The organism is Streptomyces narbonensis (assembly GCF_014649015.1).
Lineage (GTDB): Bacteria > Actinomycetota > Actinomycetes > Streptomycetales > Streptomycetaceae > Streptomyces > Streptomyces narbonensis.
On the sequence record NZ_BMSF01000002.1, the window covers coordinates 40,366 to 57,217 of the forward strand.

At 74.3% G+C, this 16,852-nt stretch carries 14 protein-coding genes; 13 read left to right on the forward strand and 1 reads right to left on the reverse strand.

What is annotated here, in order from left to right; genetic code table 11:
• Positions 1-38: 38 nt before the first annotated feature.
• The 4 genes from IE124_RS03835 to IE124_RS03850 all read left to right on the forward strand — a co-directional run bounded on the left by IE124_RS03835 (position 39) and on the right by IE124_RS03850 (position 3,113).
• Complete coding sequence (locus IE124_RS03835; protein ID WP_150265146.1) at positions 39-470, forward strand: cell division protein SepF; 432 nt, start codon at positions 39-41, stop codon at positions 468-470.
• A 55-nt stretch (positions 471-525) separates the two neighbouring features.
• The gene (locus tag IE124_RS03840; protein WP_189504857.1) at positions 526-1,890 is read left to right on the forward strand and encodes an AAA family ATPase; all 1,365 of its coding nucleotides are present in this window, start codon (positions 526-528) and stop codon (positions 1,888-1,890) included.
• A 215-nt stretch (positions 1,891-2,105) separates the two neighbouring features.
• Positions 2,106-2,498: a nucleotide pyrophosphohydrolase gene (locus tag IE124_RS03845; RefSeq protein ID WP_189505512.1), complete on the forward strand. Its 393-nt coding sequence runs from the start codon at positions 2,106-2,108 to the stop codon at positions 2,496-2,498.
• A gap of 126 nt (positions 2,499-2,624) precedes the next feature.
• Complete coding sequence (locus IE124_RS03850; RefSeq protein ID WP_150265142.1) at positions 2,625-3,113, forward strand: DUF6099 family protein; 489 nt, start codon at positions 2,625-2,627, stop codon at positions 3,111-3,113.
• Between the two features lie 38 nt (positions 3,114-3,151).
• Here IE124_RS03850 and IE124_RS03855 read toward each other — a convergent pair whose 3' ends face one another.
• Complete coding sequence (locus IE124_RS03855) at positions 3,152-3,583, reverse strand: hypothetical protein (RefSeq protein ID WP_189505583.1); 432 nt, start codon at positions 3,581-3,583, stop codon at positions 3,152-3,154.
• A gap of 247 nt (positions 3,584-3,830) precedes the next feature.
• Between IE124_RS03855 and IE124_RS03860 the strand changes: the two genes are divergently transcribed.
• From IE124_RS03860 to IE124_RS34620, 9 genes are all read left to right on the forward strand, one after another.
• Positions 3,831-4,754: an LLM class F420-dependent oxidoreductase gene (locus IE124_RS03860; RefSeq protein WP_189504858.1), complete on the forward strand. Its 924-nt coding sequence runs from the start codon at positions 3,831-3,833 to the stop codon at positions 4,752-4,754.
• Between the two features lie 13 nt (positions 4,755-4,767).
• Positions 4,768-5,691, forward strand: coding sequence for a homocysteine S-methyltransferase (gene mmuM / locus IE124_RS03865; protein WP_189504859.1), 924 nt, complete (start codon positions 4,768-4,770; stop codon positions 5,689-5,691).
• 68 nt (positions 5,692-5,759) lie between these two features.
• Complete coding sequence (locus IE124_RS03870) at positions 5,760-7,235, forward strand: 3' terminal RNA ribose 2'-O-methyltransferase Hen1 (protein ID WP_189504860.1); 1,476 nt, start codon at positions 5,760-5,762, stop codon at positions 7,233-7,235.
• Entirely contained in the window at positions 7,232-9,787 is a 2,556-nt protein-coding gene (locus IE124_RS03875; protein WP_189504862.1) for a polynucleotide kinase-phosphatase, read from the forward strand. The genes IE124_RS03870 and IE124_RS03875 overlap by 4 nt, the downstream gene beginning before the upstream one ends.
• A gap of 282 nt (positions 9,788-10,069) precedes the next feature.
• A complete protein-coding gene (locus tag IE124_RS03880) occupies positions 10,070-10,795 on the forward strand; it encodes a Crp/Fnr family transcriptional regulator (RefSeq protein ID WP_141295032.1) in 726 nt (241 codons plus the stop codon).
• A gap of 91 nt (positions 10,796-10,886) precedes the next feature.
• Positions 10,887-11,780, forward strand: coding sequence for a nucleotidyl cyclase domain-containing protein (locus tag IE124_RS03885; RefSeq protein ID WP_229832114.1), 894 nt, complete (start codon positions 10,887-10,889; stop codon positions 11,778-11,780).
• Positions 11,777-14,257, forward strand: a complete 2,481-nt coding sequence (locus IE124_RS03890; RefSeq protein ID WP_189504864.1) for a hypothetical protein — start codon at positions 11,777-11,779, stop codon at positions 14,255-14,257. The genes IE124_RS03885 and IE124_RS03890 overlap by 4 nt, the downstream gene beginning before the upstream one ends.
• Positions 14,254-16,134 (forward strand): hypothetical protein, encoded by a 1,881-nt coding sequence (locus IE124_RS03895; RefSeq protein ID WP_189504866.1) that lies wholly within the window; start codon positions 14,254-14,256, stop codon positions 16,132-16,134. Before IE124_RS03890 ends, IE124_RS03895 begins: the two co-directional genes overlap by 4 nt.
• Positions 16,131-16,847, forward strand: coding sequence for a Pycsar system effector family protein (locus IE124_RS34620; RefSeq protein ID WP_229832116.1), 717 nt, complete (start codon positions 16,131-16,133; stop codon positions 16,845-16,847). The genes IE124_RS03895 and IE124_RS34620 overlap by 4 nt, the downstream gene beginning before the upstream one ends.
• The last annotated feature ends 5 nt before the right edge of the window (positions 16,848-16,852 follow it).

A 16,852-nucleotide genomic window follows, 5' to 3' on the forward strand; every position in this document is an offset into this window, starting at 1 on the left:
TGTTGGGCCGAACGGGTGAGGAGCGGGAGGATGTGCGCATGAGTAGGTACGAGAGCTACGACGTCACCGACGAACAGTGGGAGGGCCTCGCCCAGGTCCTGCCCCTGCGCGGCCGTGACGAATGGCCGTCCAGAGTCGACCACCGCACGATCCCCGAGCAGTACGAGTCCGCCGAGCAGCGCCGCATGATCGTGCTGCGGGTCCAGGTGTTCGCCGACGCCCGTGAGGTCGCCGAGTACCTCATCGCCCAGATCCCGGTCCTCCTCGATCTGACGAGCGCCGACGCCGACGTCGCCAAGCGCATCCTCGACTTCAGCAGCGGGGTCGTCTTCGGCCTCGGCAGCGGGATGCACCGCGTCGACCGGAACGTTTTCCTTCTCGCCCCCGCCGGCACGGAGGTCGAGGGCGCGGAGGGCGGCGACGGTGAGGAGGTCGTGGGCGGCCGGACCGCGGGCGTCCCCCGTTCGTAGGAAGGTCATCTGGACGTAACGGTTCGTCACGGAGTGGGCTGCGTACGGTCCGGGCATGGACCTCACCGGCGGCAGCACGCTCGCCCGCACGCCACACGCGCCCCCCTCCGACGCCGTCCCCTCCCAGTCCCGCTCCTCCCAGTCCCGCTCCTCCGAAGCCCGTCCCTCCGAAGCCCGTCCCTCCGGAACCCACCCTTCCGAAGCCCGTACCCCCGAAGCCCGTCCTTCCGAAGTCCGGCCCTCCGGCGTCCGTCCGTCCGGCGGTCGCGGAGGCGGGGCCCGGGTCGAGGGCGGGCGGGCGTGCGCCCGGCCGGTGGTCACCGAGCTACGGCTGTCCGCGTTCGCAGGCCACCGCGGCGCCGTCCACGCGCTCGGGCCGGTCACCCTCTTCGCCGGGCCCAGCGGAAGCGGCAAGTCCACCATGCTCCGGGCCTACGAGGCCCTGGCCCGGCTCGGCGCGGGCGACTCCCTCGACGAGGTCTTCCCCGACGCCGTCGACTGCGTCCCCGAACGCGCCCGCCCCGACGCCCAGGGCCGCCGCGGATTCCGGATCGGCTGCACGGTCGACGGAGCGGCCGGCCCGGTCCGCCTCGACCTCGCCGTCCAGGCCGAGCCCCGGCTCCGTATCGTCGGCGAGCGGCTCACCGGCCGGGGCCGCACCCTGCTCGCGACCGCCCTGCGCGACCCGAGCCGCAGCACCGTCCAGGCCGAGTGGCACACGGCCGGAGCCACCCCCGTCACCCGGGCACCCCTCCCCGACGACCTGCTCGGTACGGCCCTGCTGCCGCTGCGCGTCGCCGGCAAGACGCCCGGACAGCTGGAGGTGCTGGCAGCGGCCGAGCAACTGGTCATCGGGCTGCGGTCCGCCTTCCCCTGCGACCCCCGGCCCTCCGGGATGCGGGCCTCCGTGCTCCCCGGCGAAGGACGCCTGCGGCGCGACTGCGCCAACCTCGCAGAGGTCCTGCACCGCACCCACACGGACTGCCCCCGCAGACACCACCGCCTCGCGGCCATGGCGGGTGCCGGCTGCGCGGGACCCGTCACGGGGCTCGGCGTGCGGGAACTCGCCGACGGCACCGTCCGCGCCGTCCTCGAAAGGGGCGGACGGTCCGCGACCCCGCTCGGCCGCCTGGCCGACGGCGAACTGCGCTACCTGGCCCTGGCGCTCACGCTGCTCACGGGCCCCGGCGTTCTCGCGATGGACCGGATCGCCGAGGTGCCGGACGCGATGCAGAGCCTGACCCTGCTCGCCGACGGCCTGGACCGGGGGCTCGACGGGCGTCAGGTGCGCGAACTGCTCGGCCTCGCTGTGGCCATCGCCGCCGACGGACACATCCGGGTCGCCGGGACCGTGGGGGAGCGAGGGGCGGGGGAGGCGCGGCGGACGTCCGGTGTGACGGTGGTAGACCTGGGCGTGTGACGGAGAAGAAGACGGAGTACGAGACGGTGGACGGCGACGGCGACGGCGACGACGCCGAGGGCGGCGGCGACGAGGGCGGCGGCGACGAGGGCGTGGGCGTGGGAGAAGGGGTGGGCGTGGGCGAAGGCGTGGGCGAAGGCGTGGGCGTGGGAGAAGGGGTGGGCGTGGGCGTGGGTGGCGAGTCGGCGGGCACGAGCGGGACGGGCAGCGGTGACGTGGTGCGCCAGGACGTGGCGGCGCTCCAGCGCAGGCTGGCCGAGTTCGCGGCCGCCCGTGACTGGCAGCCGTACCACACGCCCAAGAACCTGGCGGCGGCGCTCAGTGTGGAGGCGTCCGAACTCCTGGAGATCTTCCAGTGGTTGACCCCTGAGCAGGCGGAACGGGTGATGGACGACCCCGAGTCGGCGCACCGCGTCGCGGACGAGGTGGCCGACGTGCTCGCCTATCTGCTGCAGTTCTGCGAGGTGCTCGGGGTTGATCCGCTGGTGGCGCTCGCGGCGAAGATCGACAGGAACGAGGTCCGATTTCCCGTCCGGAGGCGGGGTGGCGGGGAGGTCGGCGGGGACGCCGGCGGGGCTGAGACGGGAGATCGTCACTCTTCGGAGTGATCGACTTTTCCCCGCCGAGCCTACTGTCCACAGATTTCCGAATTCCCCTGGTGGTGGGGCTCAGTCGGCCTCACTCTGGGTAGTGGAATGAGTGGGCGGTAAGTCGTATGAACGGGGGCGGCGTTGATGGAAGCAGAGCGGCTCATCGCGGCCGGGCGGCACGCGTTGGCGGGGAGCGGGACAGCACAGGACATTGTGGCGGAGGCCTGGCAGGCTCAGGCGCTCGCCCAGGCGATAGGGAGTCATCTCGCGCTCTGCGGGCCGTTGGAACTGCGCGGTGAGGCACGGGGGCTGAGCGAGATCGGGGAGTACCCGGCGTGGGGGGCCGGTGGGCCGCGTGCGGCGCAGTTGACCGAGGTCGGCGATCCGGTCGCGGCGCTGACGGCGCTCGGGGCGCTGCTCGGCGAGGTGGGGATCGCACTCGTCGGGGTGGCCTGCGCCACCGACGAGGAGGGGCTCTACTGGCAGTGCATCGAGGCCATCGATGCGGTCGACGAGTCGAGCGACAGGGTGGGCGGGATGCTCCGCCGGCTGGCGGTGCGCGACGACCGGGAGCGGGCCCGCCCGCCCGACCCGGCCCGAGGCCGGGCGGGCCCCGGGCCGCGACCGGCGTGAGCGGCGTGAACGACGGACGGCGATCGGCCGGACTGGCTCTAGAAGCGGGGCCGAGGGTCGCCGGGGGCCGGGCGGTGCTCGGGGCCGTGGTCCGCACTCTCGCGGTGCTTGGTGTCGTGGGGCTGGGAGCCGTGGTTCTCGGGTCGCGTGCTCTCGGGGCCGTGGCGGTCGGTCCGCAGGGCACCGGAGCCGTCCTGATCGGAGTGGTCCTGCTCGGAGCCGTCCTGCTCGGCCTGGTCGCGCTCGGCGCTGAGTCGGTCGCTGTCGGGGTGCGGGGGCTCCGGGTCCAGGCGCTCGGCCGTGGACTGGATGTCGGCGTCGAGCTGGGAGAGGTCGGCGGAGAGCGCCGCCATCAGCTCCTCCATCTGCTGGAGCAGGCCCTTGGGCGCGCCGGCGTCCTTCTGCTCGGGCACGGACGGCGGCGCGGACTGCTCGGGCACGGCCCGCTCCGGCGCGGCTTCCTGGGACATGGCGGCCTCCTCGGCCCGGACCCACCGCCGTCGGCGGGGACACGGGAGAGAGCGACGCACCGGCTGCGGCCGCCGGCACGCGGGCCGGGCGGTCCGGCTCCGCCCGAGCCAACGACGGGTCCCCGGCCACGGTCACTGGCCGGGTAGGACGCGGCCCGCCACGGGCCGGATATTCACCCGACCGGGCCGGAGCCACCCGCGAGCTGACGGAGAGGTTGACACGCACCCGACGGTGCAGGATGGAGGTATGGATCTCCGTATCTTCACCGAACCCCAGCAGGGGGCCGACTACGACACCCTCCTCGCGGTGGCCCGGGCCACCGAGGAGCTCGGCTTCGACGCCTTCTTCCGCTCCGACCACTACCTCAGCATGGGCTCGTCCGACGGGCTTCCCGGGCCGACGGACGCCTGGATCACCCTGGCCGGTCTCGCACGGGAGACGAAGCGGATCCGGCTCGGCACCCTGATGACCGCCGGTACGTTCCGGCTGCCGGGAGTCCTGGCCATCCAGGTCGCGCAGGTCGACCGGATGTCCGGCGGCCGGGTCGAACTGGGGCTCGGCGCGGGCTGGTTCGAGGAGGAGCACAAGGCCTACGGCATTCCGTTCCCGAAGGAGAAGTTCGGCCGGCTGGAGGAGCAGCTGGCGATCGTGACCGGCCTGTGGGAGACCGAGCTTGGCAAGACGTTCTCCTACGAGGGGCAGTACTACCAGCTCACCGACTCGCCCGCGCTGCCGAAGCCCGCGCAGGACAGGATCCCGGTGCTGATCGGCGGACACGGTGCGAGTCGTACGCCGCGGCTGGCCGCGCGGTACGCGGACGAGTTCAACATCCCCTTCGCCTCGCTGGAGGACAGCGAGCGGCAGTTCGGCCGGGTCCGGGCGGCGGCGGAGGCGGCGGGGCGGCAGGCCGGTGACCTCGTGTACTCCAACGCGCTGGTCGTCTGTGTCGGCAAGAACGACGCGGAGGTGGCCCGCCGGGCCGCCGCGATCGGGCGGGACATGGACGAGCTCAAGGCGAACGGCCTCGCGGGCTCGCCCGCCGAGGTCGTCGACAAGATCGGGCGGTACGCGGCCATCGGCTCCTCCCGGGTCTACCTCCAGGTCCTCGATCTCGACGACCTGGACCACTTGGAGCTGATCTCCGCGCGGGTCCAGTCGCAGCTGGGATGAGCGGGGAGAGCCGATGAGACCGGTCCGTACGCTTGCCGAGGCCCTCCGGGCGGGGCCGCTCGTCCTCGACGGCGGGCTGTCCAACCAGCTTGAGGCGCAGGGCTGCGACCTCTCGGACGCGCTCTGGTCCGCGCGGCTCCTCGCCGACGGGCCCGAGCAGATCGAGGCGGCGCACGCGGCGTACGTACGGGCCGGCGCCCGGGTGGTCACCACCGCCTCCTACCAGGCCACCTTCGAGGGCTTCGCCCGCCGGGGTGTGGACCGGGCCGGGGCGGCGCTGCTCCTCGGCCGGAGCGTGGAGCTCGCCAGGGAGGCGGCGGGAAGGGTCGGGGAGGGGGTCTGGGTCGCCGCGTCCGTCGGGCCGTACGGAGCGATGCTCGCGGACGGGAGCGAGTACCGGGGACGGTACGGGCTGTCCGTGCGAGAGCTGGAGCGGTTCCACCGGCCCCGGATCGAGGTGCTCGCCGCGGCCGGGCCCGATGTCCTGGCCCTGGAGACGGTGCCGGACATGGACGAGGCGGAGGCGCTGCTGCGGGCGGTCGACGGGTGCGGGGTACCGGTGTGGCTCTCGTACACGGTCGACGGCGGGCGGACGAGGGCCGGGCAGGAGCTGGCGGAGGCCTTCGCGGTCGCCGCCGGGAACGACCAGGTCGTGGCCGTGGGGGTCAACTGCTGCGACCCGGAGGGGGTGGGGTCTGCCGTGGAGCTCGCCGTCGCCGCGACCGGGAAGCCGGCCGTGGTCTACCCGAACAGCGGGGAGCGGTGGGACGCCGGGGCCCGGGGCTGGCGTGGCGACGGCACCTTCGACCCGTCCCGGGCCGCCGCCTGGGCGGTCGCCGGGGCCCGGTTGGTCGGGGGCTGCTGCCGCGTCGGTCCGCCGCTCGTCGCCGCGCTGGCCGGGGCTCTCGCCCGCGGGACGGAGCCTCCGCCCGAGTAGCCGACGGGCGACCCAGGTGCGCCGAAATTGCCTGGTGGGGCGGGCGGGGCGCGCTCATACTCGAGCGTGTGTTCCTGACGATCAGTACAACCGGCATCCCGGAGCGACCCGCGACCGATCTCGGATTTCTGCTGCACAAGCATCCCGAGAGGGCGCAGGCGTTCTCGACCTCGCACGGCACCGCGCACGTCCTCTACCCCGAGGCGAGCGCCGAGCGGTGCACTGCGGCACTCCTCCTGGAGGTGGATACCGTGGCGCTGGTGCGCCGCGGCAAGGGCAAGGGCCGGGGCGGCGCCCCCGACGCCGCGCTCGCTCAGTACGTGAACGACCGGCCCTACGCGGCGTCCTCGCTGCTCGCCGTGGCGCTCGCCAAGGTCTTCAAGACCGCGCTGCACGGCGTGTGTCAGGCGATGCCCGAACGGGCCGCCGCACCGCTGCCGTTGCGCGTCGAGGTCCCCGCGCTCCCCGCCCGGGGCGGCGCCGGCCTCGTGCGCGCCCTCTTCGAGCCGCTCGGCTGGAGCACGGTGGAGGCCGAACCGGTCGCGCTGGACGAGGAGTTCCCCGAGTGGGGCGACTCCCGGTACGTGCGGCTGGTGCTCGAAGGCGAGCTACGGCTCGCCGACGCGCTCAACCAGCTGTACGTCCTGCTGCCCGTCCTCGACGACGCCAAGCACTACTGGGTCGCGCCCGACGAGGTCGACAAGCTGCTGCGCGCCGGGGACGGCTGGCTGGCCGGGCACCCGGAGCGGAAGCTGATCACCGCGCGCTACCTCTCGCGCCGCTGGGGCCTGGCCCGGGAGGCGACGGAGCGCCTCGAGCTGGTGCGCCTCGCCGAGGCCGAGGGGCTCGACGTCGAGGACGTCGACAACGCCGTGGACGAGTCCACCGACACGGAGGAGCGGCCGGTGCCGCTCGCCGAGCAGCGGCGGGACGCGATCCTCGCCGCGCTCCACGGCGCCGGTGCGGCCCGCGTCCTCGACCTCGGCTGCGGCCAGGGCCAGTTGGTGCAGGCCCTGCTCAAGGACGTCCGGTTCACCGAGATCGTCGGCGTCGACGTGTCCGTCCGGGCGCTGACCGTCGCCGCCCGCCGGCTGCGGCTCGACCGGATGGGGGAGCGGCAGGCCGCCCGGGTCACGCTGCTCCAGGGCTCGCTGGCGTACACCGACAAGCGGCTCGCCGGCTACGACGCGGCCGTGCTCAGCGAGGTGATCGAGCACCTGGACCTGCCGAGGCTCCCGGCGCTCGAGTACGCGGTGTTCGGCGCGGCCCGGCCCCGTACGGTCCTCGTGACCACGCCGAACGTCGAGTACAACGTGCGCTGGGAGTCGCTGCCCGCCGGACACGTCCGGCACGGCGACCACCGCTTCGAATGGACCCGGGAGGAGTTCCGGGAGTGGGCGGCCTCGGTCGCCGGACCGTACGGCTACGGCGTGGAGTTCGTGCCCGTCGGGCCGGACGACCCCGAGGTCGGGCCCCCCACGCAGATGGCCGTCTTCACCCGGACGGACAAGACCGACGAGACCTTGAAGGAGGTCACGGCATGACCACCCGCACGCTGCCCGTCACCGACCTGTCCCTCGTGGTCCTCGTCGGTGCCACCGGCTCCGGCAAGTCGACCTTCGCCCGGCGCCACTTCAAGCCGACCGAGATCGTCTCCTCCGACTTCTGCCGGGGGCTCGTCGCCGACGACGAGAACGACCAGTCCGCGAGCAAGGACGCCTTCGACGTCCTCCACTACATCGCCGGCAAGCGGCTGGCGGCGGGACGGCTGACCGTCGTCGACGCCACCAACGTGCAGCCGGAGGCCCGCCGTCAGCTGGTCAGGCTGGCCCGGGAGCACGACGTGCTGCCCATCGCCATCGTGCTCGACCTGCCCGAAGAGGTGTGCCGCACGCGGAACGCCGGCCGTCCCGACCGCGCCGACATGCCCGCGCACGTCATCCAGCGCCACCGCCGCGAGCTGCGCCGCTCGCTGCGCGGACTGGAGCGCGAGGGCTTCCGCAAGGTGCACGTGCTGCGCTCGGTGGAGGAGGTCGAGGAGGCCGAGGTCGTCCTGGAGCGCCGCTACAACGACCTGCGCCACCTCACCGGCCCCTTCGACATCATCGGTGACATCCACGGCTGCCGGTCCGAGCTCGACAGCCTGCTCGCCCGGCTCGGCTATGTCGACGGCCACCACCCGGAGGGGCGTACGGCCGTCTTCGTCGGCGACCTCGTCGACCGGGGCCCCGACTCGCCGGGCGTCCTGCGGCGCGTCATGGCCATGGTCGCCGCCGGCGACGCCCTGTGCGTCCCCGGCAACCACGAGAACAAGCTCGGCCGCTGGCTGAAGGGCCGGAAGGTCCAGCAGACCCACGGACTCGCCGAGACGATCGAACAGCTGGAGGGCGAGAGCGAGGAGTTCCGCGCCCAGGTCGCCGAGTTCATCGACGGGCTCGTCAGCCACTACGTCCTCGACGGCGGCGCGCTCGTCGTCTGCCACGCAGGGCTGCCGGAGAAGTACCACGGCCGGACCTCCGGCCGGGTGCGTTCGCACGCGCTGTACGGGGACACCACCGGGGAGACCGACGAGTTCGGGCTGCCGGTGCGCTACCCATGGGCGGAGGACTACCGGGGCCGGGCCGCCGTCGTGTACGGCCACACGCCCGTACCGAACACCTCCTGGATCAACAACACCATCTGCCTCGACACCGGAGCCGTCTTCGGCGGGAAGATGACCGCGCTGCGCTGGCCGGAGCGCGAACTCGTCGACGTACCGGCCGAGCGGGTCTGGTACGAGCCGGCCCGGCCGCTCGTGACCGAGGCGCCCGGCGGGCACGAGGGGCGCCCGCTGGACCTGGCCGACGTGCACGGCCGACGGATCGTGGAGACCCGGCACCTCGGCAACGTCGCCGTACGCGAGGAGAACGCCGCGGCGGCCCTGGAGGTCATGAGCCGCTTCGCCGTCGACCCGCGGCTGCTCGCCTACCTGCCGCCGACCATGGCACCGACCGCCACCTCGCGCGCCGAGGGCTACCTGGAACACCCGGCGGAGGCCTTCGCCCAGTACCGGGCGGACGGCGTCGAGCGGGTCGTGTGCGAGGAGAAGCACATGGGTTCCCGGGCCGTGGCCCTGGTCTGCCGGGACGAGAAGGCGGCCCACGAGCGCTTCGGCGTCACCGGGGTGACCGGCGCCCTGTACACCCGTACCGGCCGCCCCTTCTTCGATGACCAGGACGTCACCGAGCAGGTCCTCGACCGGCTGCGGACCGCGATCGGCGCCGCCGGGCTGTGGGACGACCTCGCCGCGTCGGACAGCGCCCCCGGCGCGGGCGACTGGCTCCTCCTCGACGGCGAGCTGATGCCGTGGTCGCTCAAGTCGGCCGGGCTGCTGCGCTCGCAGTACGCGGCGGTCGGCGCCGCCTCGGGCGCCGTCCTCCCCGGGGCGGTCTCCGCCCTGGAGCAGGCGGTCGCGCGCGGGGTCGAAGGGCTCGACGGGCTCCTCGCCAAGCAGCGGGAGCGGGGGGTGGACGCGGCCGCGTTCACCGAGGCGTACCGCAGGTACTGCTGGCCGACGCAGGGCCTGGAAGGCGTGCGGTTCGCCCCCTTCCAGCTCCTCGCCGCGCGCGGACGCTCGCTCGCGGCCGTCCCGCACGACGAGCAGCTGGCCTGGCTCGACCGGCTCGTCGAGCACGACCCGACCGGGCTGCTCCAGGTCACCCGCAGGCTCGTCGTCGACACCGGCGACGAGGCCTCGGTCGCCGCGGGCACCGACTGGTGGCTGGAGCTGACCGCGGCAGGCGGCGAGGGGATGGTCGTCAAGCCGCTGGCCGCCCTCGTCCGCGATGCCAAGGGGCGCCTCGGGCAGCCGGGCGTGAAGGTGCGCGGCCGGGAGTACCTGCGGATCATCTACGGCCCCGAGTACACCCGCCCGGAGAACCTGGAGCGGCTGCGGCAGCGGTTCCTCGGCCACAAGCGCTCGCTGGCCCTGCGCGAGTACGCGCTCGGGCTGGAGGCGCTGGACCGGCTCGCCGACGGAGAACCGCTCTGGCGGGTCCACGAGGCCGTCTTCGCGGTCCTCGCGCTGGAGTCGGAGCCGGTCGACCCGAGGCTCTGAACCGCGCGATCGGGGCCGTTTCCATGGCGGTTCCGTGATTCTTTCGTGCTGCTCCGACGGGGGGCGCAGGGGTGCAGGGAACGGCGCTCCCCTGCGCCCCCCGTGCTCGTTGACGTTGTCGTTCCGCACCTCTAGCGTTCTTCACCCCACGAGGTGACACAGTGTCAACAGTGTGACGGGGCACGCCACATGAGGTGTGAACACACGCGCGAGCGGCGCCGGTCGGTGACCGGTGGGCGGGACTCTCCGAGGGCCCGCGGACGGTACGGGGGTGAGCGGGTGATGAGTCTCTTCGGGCAGGACCGCTCCTTCCTGCACGCCCTCCCGGCGGCCGACCGCCGCTCCCTCATCGCCGAGGGCGCCCGCCGCTCCTACGAGCCGGGCGAGGTGATGATCCGCGAGCACGACACCAGCGCCTACGTCCTCGCGCTGCTCTCCGGCTGGTCCGTCGTCTCCGTCGGCACCGAGCGCGGCTCCCGGCTCATCCTCGCCCTGCGCGGGGCCGGTGAGGTCGTCGGGGACCTCGCAGCCGTCGACCTCCGCCCGCGCAGCGCCACCGTCACCGCGCTCGGCGCCGTCGAGGCCGTGGCCGTCTCCGGCGACCGCTTCCGGCGCTTCCTCGCCGCCCGGCCGCACGCCACCTCGCTGATCATGCGCCAGCTCGCCACCCGGCTGCGCAGCGCCGACGTCGAACGCCGCGCGCTCGCCTCCGAGACCGTCCTCCAGCGCCTCGCCGCCCGTCTCGTCGAACTGGCGGAGCGCGCGGGCCGGCCGGCGGACGCCGGGACCGTACTCCAACTCCCGCTGCCCCAGCACGACCTGGCGGCCGCCATCGGAGCCACCCGGGAAGCCGTGGCCAAGGCGCTGCGCCTGCTGCGCGAACAGGACGTCGTCCGGACGGCGAACCGCACCGTCATCGTCATCGACATGCGGGTCCTCGTGCTGCTCGCCGAGGGGCGCGCACGCCCCCGCGCGGAACAGGCGGACGAATCTCCGCCGGATGTGTAAACGGCTACATCGCAGGTCGCGGAGTGCGGCCAGGCTGGACATCACACCACCACGGCACCAACGGCACCACGGCGTCCAACAGGGAGTCCGAGTGAGCAGTGCGGGAGTGAACGGGGCGTACGAGGAGGCGGTTTCGCGCCGCGAGGCCTCCTCCGGCGGGATCCACCGGTTCGTCGTCTTCGGCGACATCTGCGGATCCGGCACCCTGAACATGGCCGAGAAAGAGCTGCACCGCACGGCGATGTACGCGGCGTTCGACGAGGCCTACGCCTCCGTCGGGGTAGAGCCCGGCACCTACCACCAGGAGGACCGGGGGGACGGCATCCTCGCCGCCCTGCGCCCCGACATGCCGCCGCGGCTCATGGTCGGACGGTGGATCGACACCCTGTACGAGAGCCTCCGCGCCCACAACACGGGCCGGAGTCCGCGACTGCGGCTGCGGATCGGCATGAACGCCGGGCTCGTGGTCCAGGACCGGCACGGGCTCGTCGGACGGGCGGTGGACCTCGCCGCCAGGCTCTGCGACAGCCCCACGGCCAAGCGGATCATGGCGGAGGCCCCCGACGTCGACCTGCTCGTCGCGGTCTCCGACTGGCTGTACGGGAACGTGGTCGCCGAGGGCGGGCGGTACGTGGAACCGGACCACTACCGGCGGGCCCGGATCCGGTCCAAGGAGACCGACGAGGCCGCCTGGTTCCATGTGCCGCGGCGTGCCGCGCCGCCGCTGGTCGGGCCCGAGGGGGAGGCCGCGCCGGGGGACGCGGACACGGGGCGACGGGCACCCGGGGTGGGTTCAGGATCCGGCGTTGGGCCGTCGCGGGGGGACGGCCCAACGCCCCGAACCGGCGGGGGGAACCGCACGTACAACGTCGGGGGAGACCTGCTCGACATCCACGGCAACACCATCCACGGCGGGTTCACCGGCATCCGCAAGGACAGGGGCGAGGACAAGGGCAAGAACACGGGGGCGGGTGGGCCGGAGTGAGCGACGACCACGACGACGGCGCCTCCTCGCACGACGCACACGACTCGCACGACTCGCGCGAACCGCAGGACGGGGGCCGCGGCTCGGAGGACCGGGGAGGCGGCAGGGGCTCCGGACGGGGCGGAGAACGGAGCTCGGGACGAGGCGGAGAACGGAGCTCGGGGCGGGGCGGAGAGCGGGGCTCCGGGAGGGGCGGCGAGCGGGAGGGCGAGCGCTCCGGCGAGCGGGCGGGCGGCGGCGAGCGCGGCGACGGCTCGGGGGAGCCGCCGCGCGAGGTCAGCGTCTTCGCGTCCGCCGACCGGAGCCCCATCGGCGGCGACGGCGACACCGGGGGCTCCGCCACCGCGCGCCGGGCCCTGCGGACCTGGGCCGCCGCCGAGGGGGACCGCCACACCACCTTCCTCGGCGACGGCACCCTCTTCGAGGGCAACCAGTTCTTCAACGTGTTCGGCTCCGACCACTCCTCGCGCTTCGTCCGGGGACCCGTACCGACCGAGACGCTCGCCGACCTCGGACAGGTGTACTGCGAGATCGCCGGCTACCACGAGATGAAGCAACGGCTCCGCGACCACCGCGTCCTCGTCCTCTGCGGCGAGCCCGGCAGCGGCCGCAAGGCCACCGCGCTCGCCCTCCTCGACGAACTCACCGGAGGCCGCGTCTTCCGCCTCGACCCGCGCCACGGCGTCGACGAGATCACCGAGGAGGCCCTCCAGGAAGGTAGCGGTCACCTCATGGAGCTGCTCACCGAGGACGTCAGGACGGAGAGCGAGCCACGGCACTCCCGCTCCGGCCGGGGCGAGGGCGCCGACTCCGCGCGCCGGCCCGCCACCCGCCTCTCCGGACTGCACCTGGACCGCTTCGGAGACCTGCTGCGCGGCCGCGACGCCTACGGCATCGTCCTCGCCGAGAGCGGCGAGCTCGCCGACCGGATCCTGCGCGGCCGGTACGGGATGCCCTGCGCGCCGCCGCCCGCCGACGAGGTCCTGCGGCGCCACCTGAGGGTCCGGCTGCGCGGGGAGCCGCCCGAGGCCCTCGCCGCCGCGTGGGAACTCTCCGAGCGCCCCGATGTCGTCCGGGCCGTCGGCCTGGAGGAGCTGCGCCCGCGCGAGGCCGCCCGCTTCGCCGACCACCTCGCCCGCCACTGGCGCGGCGAGGCGACGGACGAGCAACTCCTCGGCGAATGCGCCACCTTCGTGGCCTCCCAGGCCCGCGAGTGGTTCTCCGGCGCCGACCGGCCCGGCACCCTCCCCGAGGCTCTCCCCGCACTGAGCACCGGAGCGTTCCGCATCTCCGTCGCCGTCTTCGACGGCTCCGCCTTCAGTCTCGCCGCCGAGGCCGCCGAACTCCTCGCCTGGGAGTTCGCCGTCGCCCTCGACCCCGAACACGCCCCGGGGAGGCGTCTGTTCGGCACGCGTGCCGAACACCGCCCGATGCGGGCGCGTGCCGTCCTGGAGGACGGCGAGCTGGACCTCGGTCCGGCGAAGGTGCCGGTGCGGGCGGTGCGCTTCCAGGGTGAGGCCCTCGCCGGCGCCGTCCTCGGGGAGGTCTGGCACGGCTACCACAACGCCCGCGGCCCGGTGGCCCGTTGGCTGCGGGCCCTCTGCGACGACCCGCGCGCGGAGGTGTGGGTGCGCGCCTCCGTCGCCGCCGGAGTGCTCTGCTCCTGGGACTGGATACACGGCTTCCGCGAGCTGATCGTCCCCCTCGCGGTGACGGACGTGCCCGTCGCCCGGCTGGCCGCCGCGACCGCGCTCGCCGAGTCCGCCCGCGACCCCCGGGTCAGGCCGGCCGTCGCCTCCGTCCTCAAGGACTGGGCGGTGTCCGAGGACTCCACACTCGTCGGGACCGCCCTGCTGGCCCACGGCTACGTCCTCGCGGCCGGGGGAGTGACCGGCTCGCTCGACGCCCTCGCCCGGGTCGTCCGGGCCCACGAGGCCTCCGACAGCGAGGTGCTGGTGCTCGCCGCGTTCAGCGTGGCCCGGCTGCTGGCCTCCGGCGAGCCCGAGACCGTCCTGCCACGGCTCCACCACTGGCTCGACGACGGGCGGCTCACCCTCGCCAACGTGGTCCACCTCGCCGTCATCCGCGCGCTGACCACCCGGACCACCCACCTGTGGGGACTGCGGGAGGTGCCCGAGCTCGACCCGCACGCGGCCCGCCCGCTGCTCGTCGCGCTGCTCGCCACCCGCCCGGGCCTCGCGCCCGAGCTGGCCCGGCTGCTGCGGACCACGCTCGCGACGGCACGCGCGGGGTCGGCGGCCCTGGAGGCCCTGGGGGGTCTGCTCAGGCGGGCGGCCAAGGACGAGGAGGCGCTCGTCCACATCTGCCGCTTCCTCCCGCTCCTCGCCGTGGACCGCCGGGACCGCGACCGGTTGAGGGGACTGCTGAACGAACTGGTCCGGGACCGTGACCGGCCCCTGGACAGAGGCGCGGCGCGCCGCATGTGGGACGCCGTGACGGAAGGAGCGAACCGATGAGCGGGCCCGAGCAGAACAGGCGCGCGCGGCCGGACGAGCGGGCGCGAGGGGACGAGCGGGCACCGGACGGACGGGTGCCGGACGGCCGGGCCCGGCAGCGGTACGAGGAGTCGCCCGGGCGGGCACGGGACGACAGGGAACGGCAGCAGCGGTACGAGCGGGAACGGCAGATGCAGGGGTACGAGGGCGAGGGCGGGGCGCGGGACGGGGAGAGGGGCCGGGAACGGGAGCGGTACGGCGACCGGGAGGGGTACGGGGACGGGGAGCGCTACGGGGACGGGGAGCGGTACGGCGACCGGGAGCGGTACGGCGACGGAGACCGGGACCGGCGGCGGGAGCCGGGGCGTGAACAGGGGCAGGGAGGCGCGCGGGTGCCGGAGGACAGGCAGCGGGACGGGGAGCGGGGCAGGGACCAGGACCGGGGCCGGGACGGAGGGCGCGACGAGGCCTGGGACGACGTGCGGGACGGCGCGCGAGGCGGGGGACGGGTGCGGGAGCAGTGGAGCCCGGAGGCCTCCGGGCGGCCGCGCGGACCGCTCCTGCGCGAGTACGCGCCCCCGTACCGCCGCCGGAGCGGCCGGGTCGCCGCCGTGCTCCTCTACCGCAACGGCGGGCACCGTGTCGCCTGGCCGGATCGCAACGAGGACGTGAACAAGCCGCTGCTGGGCTCCCCGTACACCGTCTTCGAGGTCCAACTGGGCCGTAACGTCACGGAGTTCAGGCTCCAGCTGCCCGCCGCCGGGGATGGCGTCTTCTTCGACGCCGTCGCCCGGGTCACCTGGGTGGTCACCGATCCGCACCTCGTCGTCCAGGAGCAGGTCGAGGACGTCGCCGAGCTGCTGCACGACGAGCTCCTCGACCGGCTGCGGCGGCTGTCCCGGAGGTTCCGGATCACCGAGGCGCAGCGCGCCGACGAGGCGGTGCGGGACGAGCTGAACGCCGGACGCTTCGTCCTCGGCCGGGACATGGGTCTGAAGACCCGGGTCCATGTCTTCATCGACCTCGACGACCTGGTGAAGGCCGAGGTCTACCGCCGGGACCGGGTCGGCGTGACGATGGAGGCCGACGCGCGCGAGGCCGAGGCGGAGCGCCGCAAGGACGCCGCCGAGCGTGCCCGGATCGCCGACCGGGCCCGCGAGATGGAGGCCCTCTTCCGGCGCGGAGACCTGGCCCAGATCGCCCATCACATGGCGATGCACCCCGACAAGCAGTGGGAGATCCGGACACAGCTCCAGCGGGAGCGGCGCGAGGGCCAGGAGGACTACCTCGCGGTCTTCAACCGGCTCCTCGACACGGGTGTCCTGGAACGGCACGACATCGGCGAGCAGATGTACCAGGTCCTGATGTACCTGCGGACCCAGACAAGCACCGTCGTCGGCGGCATCACCGATCACGTGCTCAACCCCTCGGGCGGGCCGGGGGGAGCCCGTGCGCGGCGCGCCCTGGAGGAGGGGAATCCGGAGCCGGTCCGGCCGGACTGGGGCGACGAGCGCGGGGAACGGACGGATGGTATGGAGCGCACGGAGCGCGAGGGGCGCACGGAGCGCGAGGAGTCCCCGCACGACCGGCGGGTCTACGAGCCGACCCGCGTCGAGTCCGGGTCCGACCGGGAGCGGGGGGAGTACCGCGACAGGCACGGGGACAGGGGCAGGGCCGGGGACGGCGACGGGTACCCGTACGAGGACCGCGAGCGGGGCTCCGGCCGGCGGAACGGCGACCGGGACCGGTACGACCGGGACGACCCGTACGACCGGTTCGACCGGTTCGACCGCGACGATCCTTACGACCGCGAGGGCTCCGACCGGGCCCGACGGTCCTCCGGGCCCGTGCGCCCCGGCCGGCCCAGCGCGGAGTTCGACGACTGGGAGGACGAGTGACGACCCCGGACCCCACGGCCCACACGCCGACCTCGGATCCCACGCCGACCTCGGTCCCCACGCCGACCTCGGTCCCCACGCCGACCTCGGATCCCACGCCGACCTCGGATCCCACGCCGACCTCGGTCCCCACGGCGGCCTCGGACCGCGCGCCGCTTCCGGACGCCACGGAGCCGCCGGACCCCACGCCGGCCCAGGGCAGCACCCCGGCCCCGCCCCGAGCGGACCCCGCGGCCGCCCCGGTCGCGCCCGAAGAGCTGCGGTTCATGGCCGAGCGGCTGCTCGCCACCGTCCGCGAGGACATCGGGCGGGCCGACACCAAGGCCGCGATCCTACTCTCCGGCGCCCTCGCCTTCCTCGCCGTCGTGTTCTCCGGCGACCGCGCCCCGATGCCCACGGCCGGCGTCGGGCTCGGCCTCCTGCTCATCGCCGGGGGGCTGTGGACCGCCGGTGTCCTGATGCTCGTGTCGGTGGTCCTGCCCCGCACCCGGATAGGCGCGGAGCGCACGCTCCTGCGCGACCTGGCGGCCGGGCCGTCCGAGGGCGAACTGCGCGAGCGGCTCGCCCCGCCCGGCGCGGACGCCACCGGCTGGCTCCTCGAACAGGCCAGCGTGCACGGGCTCGTGCTCGCGGCGAAGTACCGGTGGCTGCGCCTGGGCGTCTCGGCGCTGGCGCTCGGCGCCCTCCTGGCCCTCCTCAGCGAACTGTGGTGAGAGTG

Excerpts from the sequence above, each read along its gene's own strand:
- IE124_RS03860 (WP_189504858.1), top strand. The coding sequence starts at position 3,831 with ATGGATCTCCGTATCTTCACCGAACCCCAGCAGGGGGCCGACTACGAC.
- IE124_RS03875 (WP_189504862.1), top strand. The coding sequence starts at position 7,232 with ATGACCACCCGCACGCTGCCCGTCACCGACCTGTCCCTCGTGGTCCTC.
- IE124_RS03835 (WP_150265146.1), top strand. The coding sequence starts at position 39 with ATGAGTAGGTACGAGAGCTACGACGTCACCGACGAACAGTGGGAGGGC.
- IE124_RS03880 (WP_141295032.1), top strand. The coding sequence starts at position 10,070 with ATGAGTCTCTTCGGGCAGGACCGCTCCTTCCTGCACGCCCTCCCGGCG.
- mmuM (WP_189504859.1), top strand. The coding sequence starts at position 4,768 with ATGAGACCGGTCCGTACGCTTGCCGAGGCCCTCCGGGCGGGGCCGCTC.
- IE124_RS03840 (WP_189504857.1), top strand. The coding sequence starts at position 526 with ATGGACCTCACCGGCGGCAGCACGCTCGCCCGCACGCCACACGCGCCC.
- IE124_RS03855 (WP_189505583.1), bottom strand. The coding sequence starts at position 3,583 with ATGTCCCAGGAAGCCGCGCCGGAGCGGGCCGTGCCCGAGCAGTCCGCG.
- IE124_RS03895 (WP_189504866.1), top strand. The coding sequence starts at position 14,254 with ATGAGCGGGCCCGAGCAGAACAGGCGCGCGCGGCCGGACGAGCGGGCG.
- IE124_RS03850 (WP_150265142.1), top strand. The coding sequence starts at position 2,625 with ATGGAAGCAGAGCGGCTCATCGCGGCCGGGCGGCACGCGTTGGCGGGG.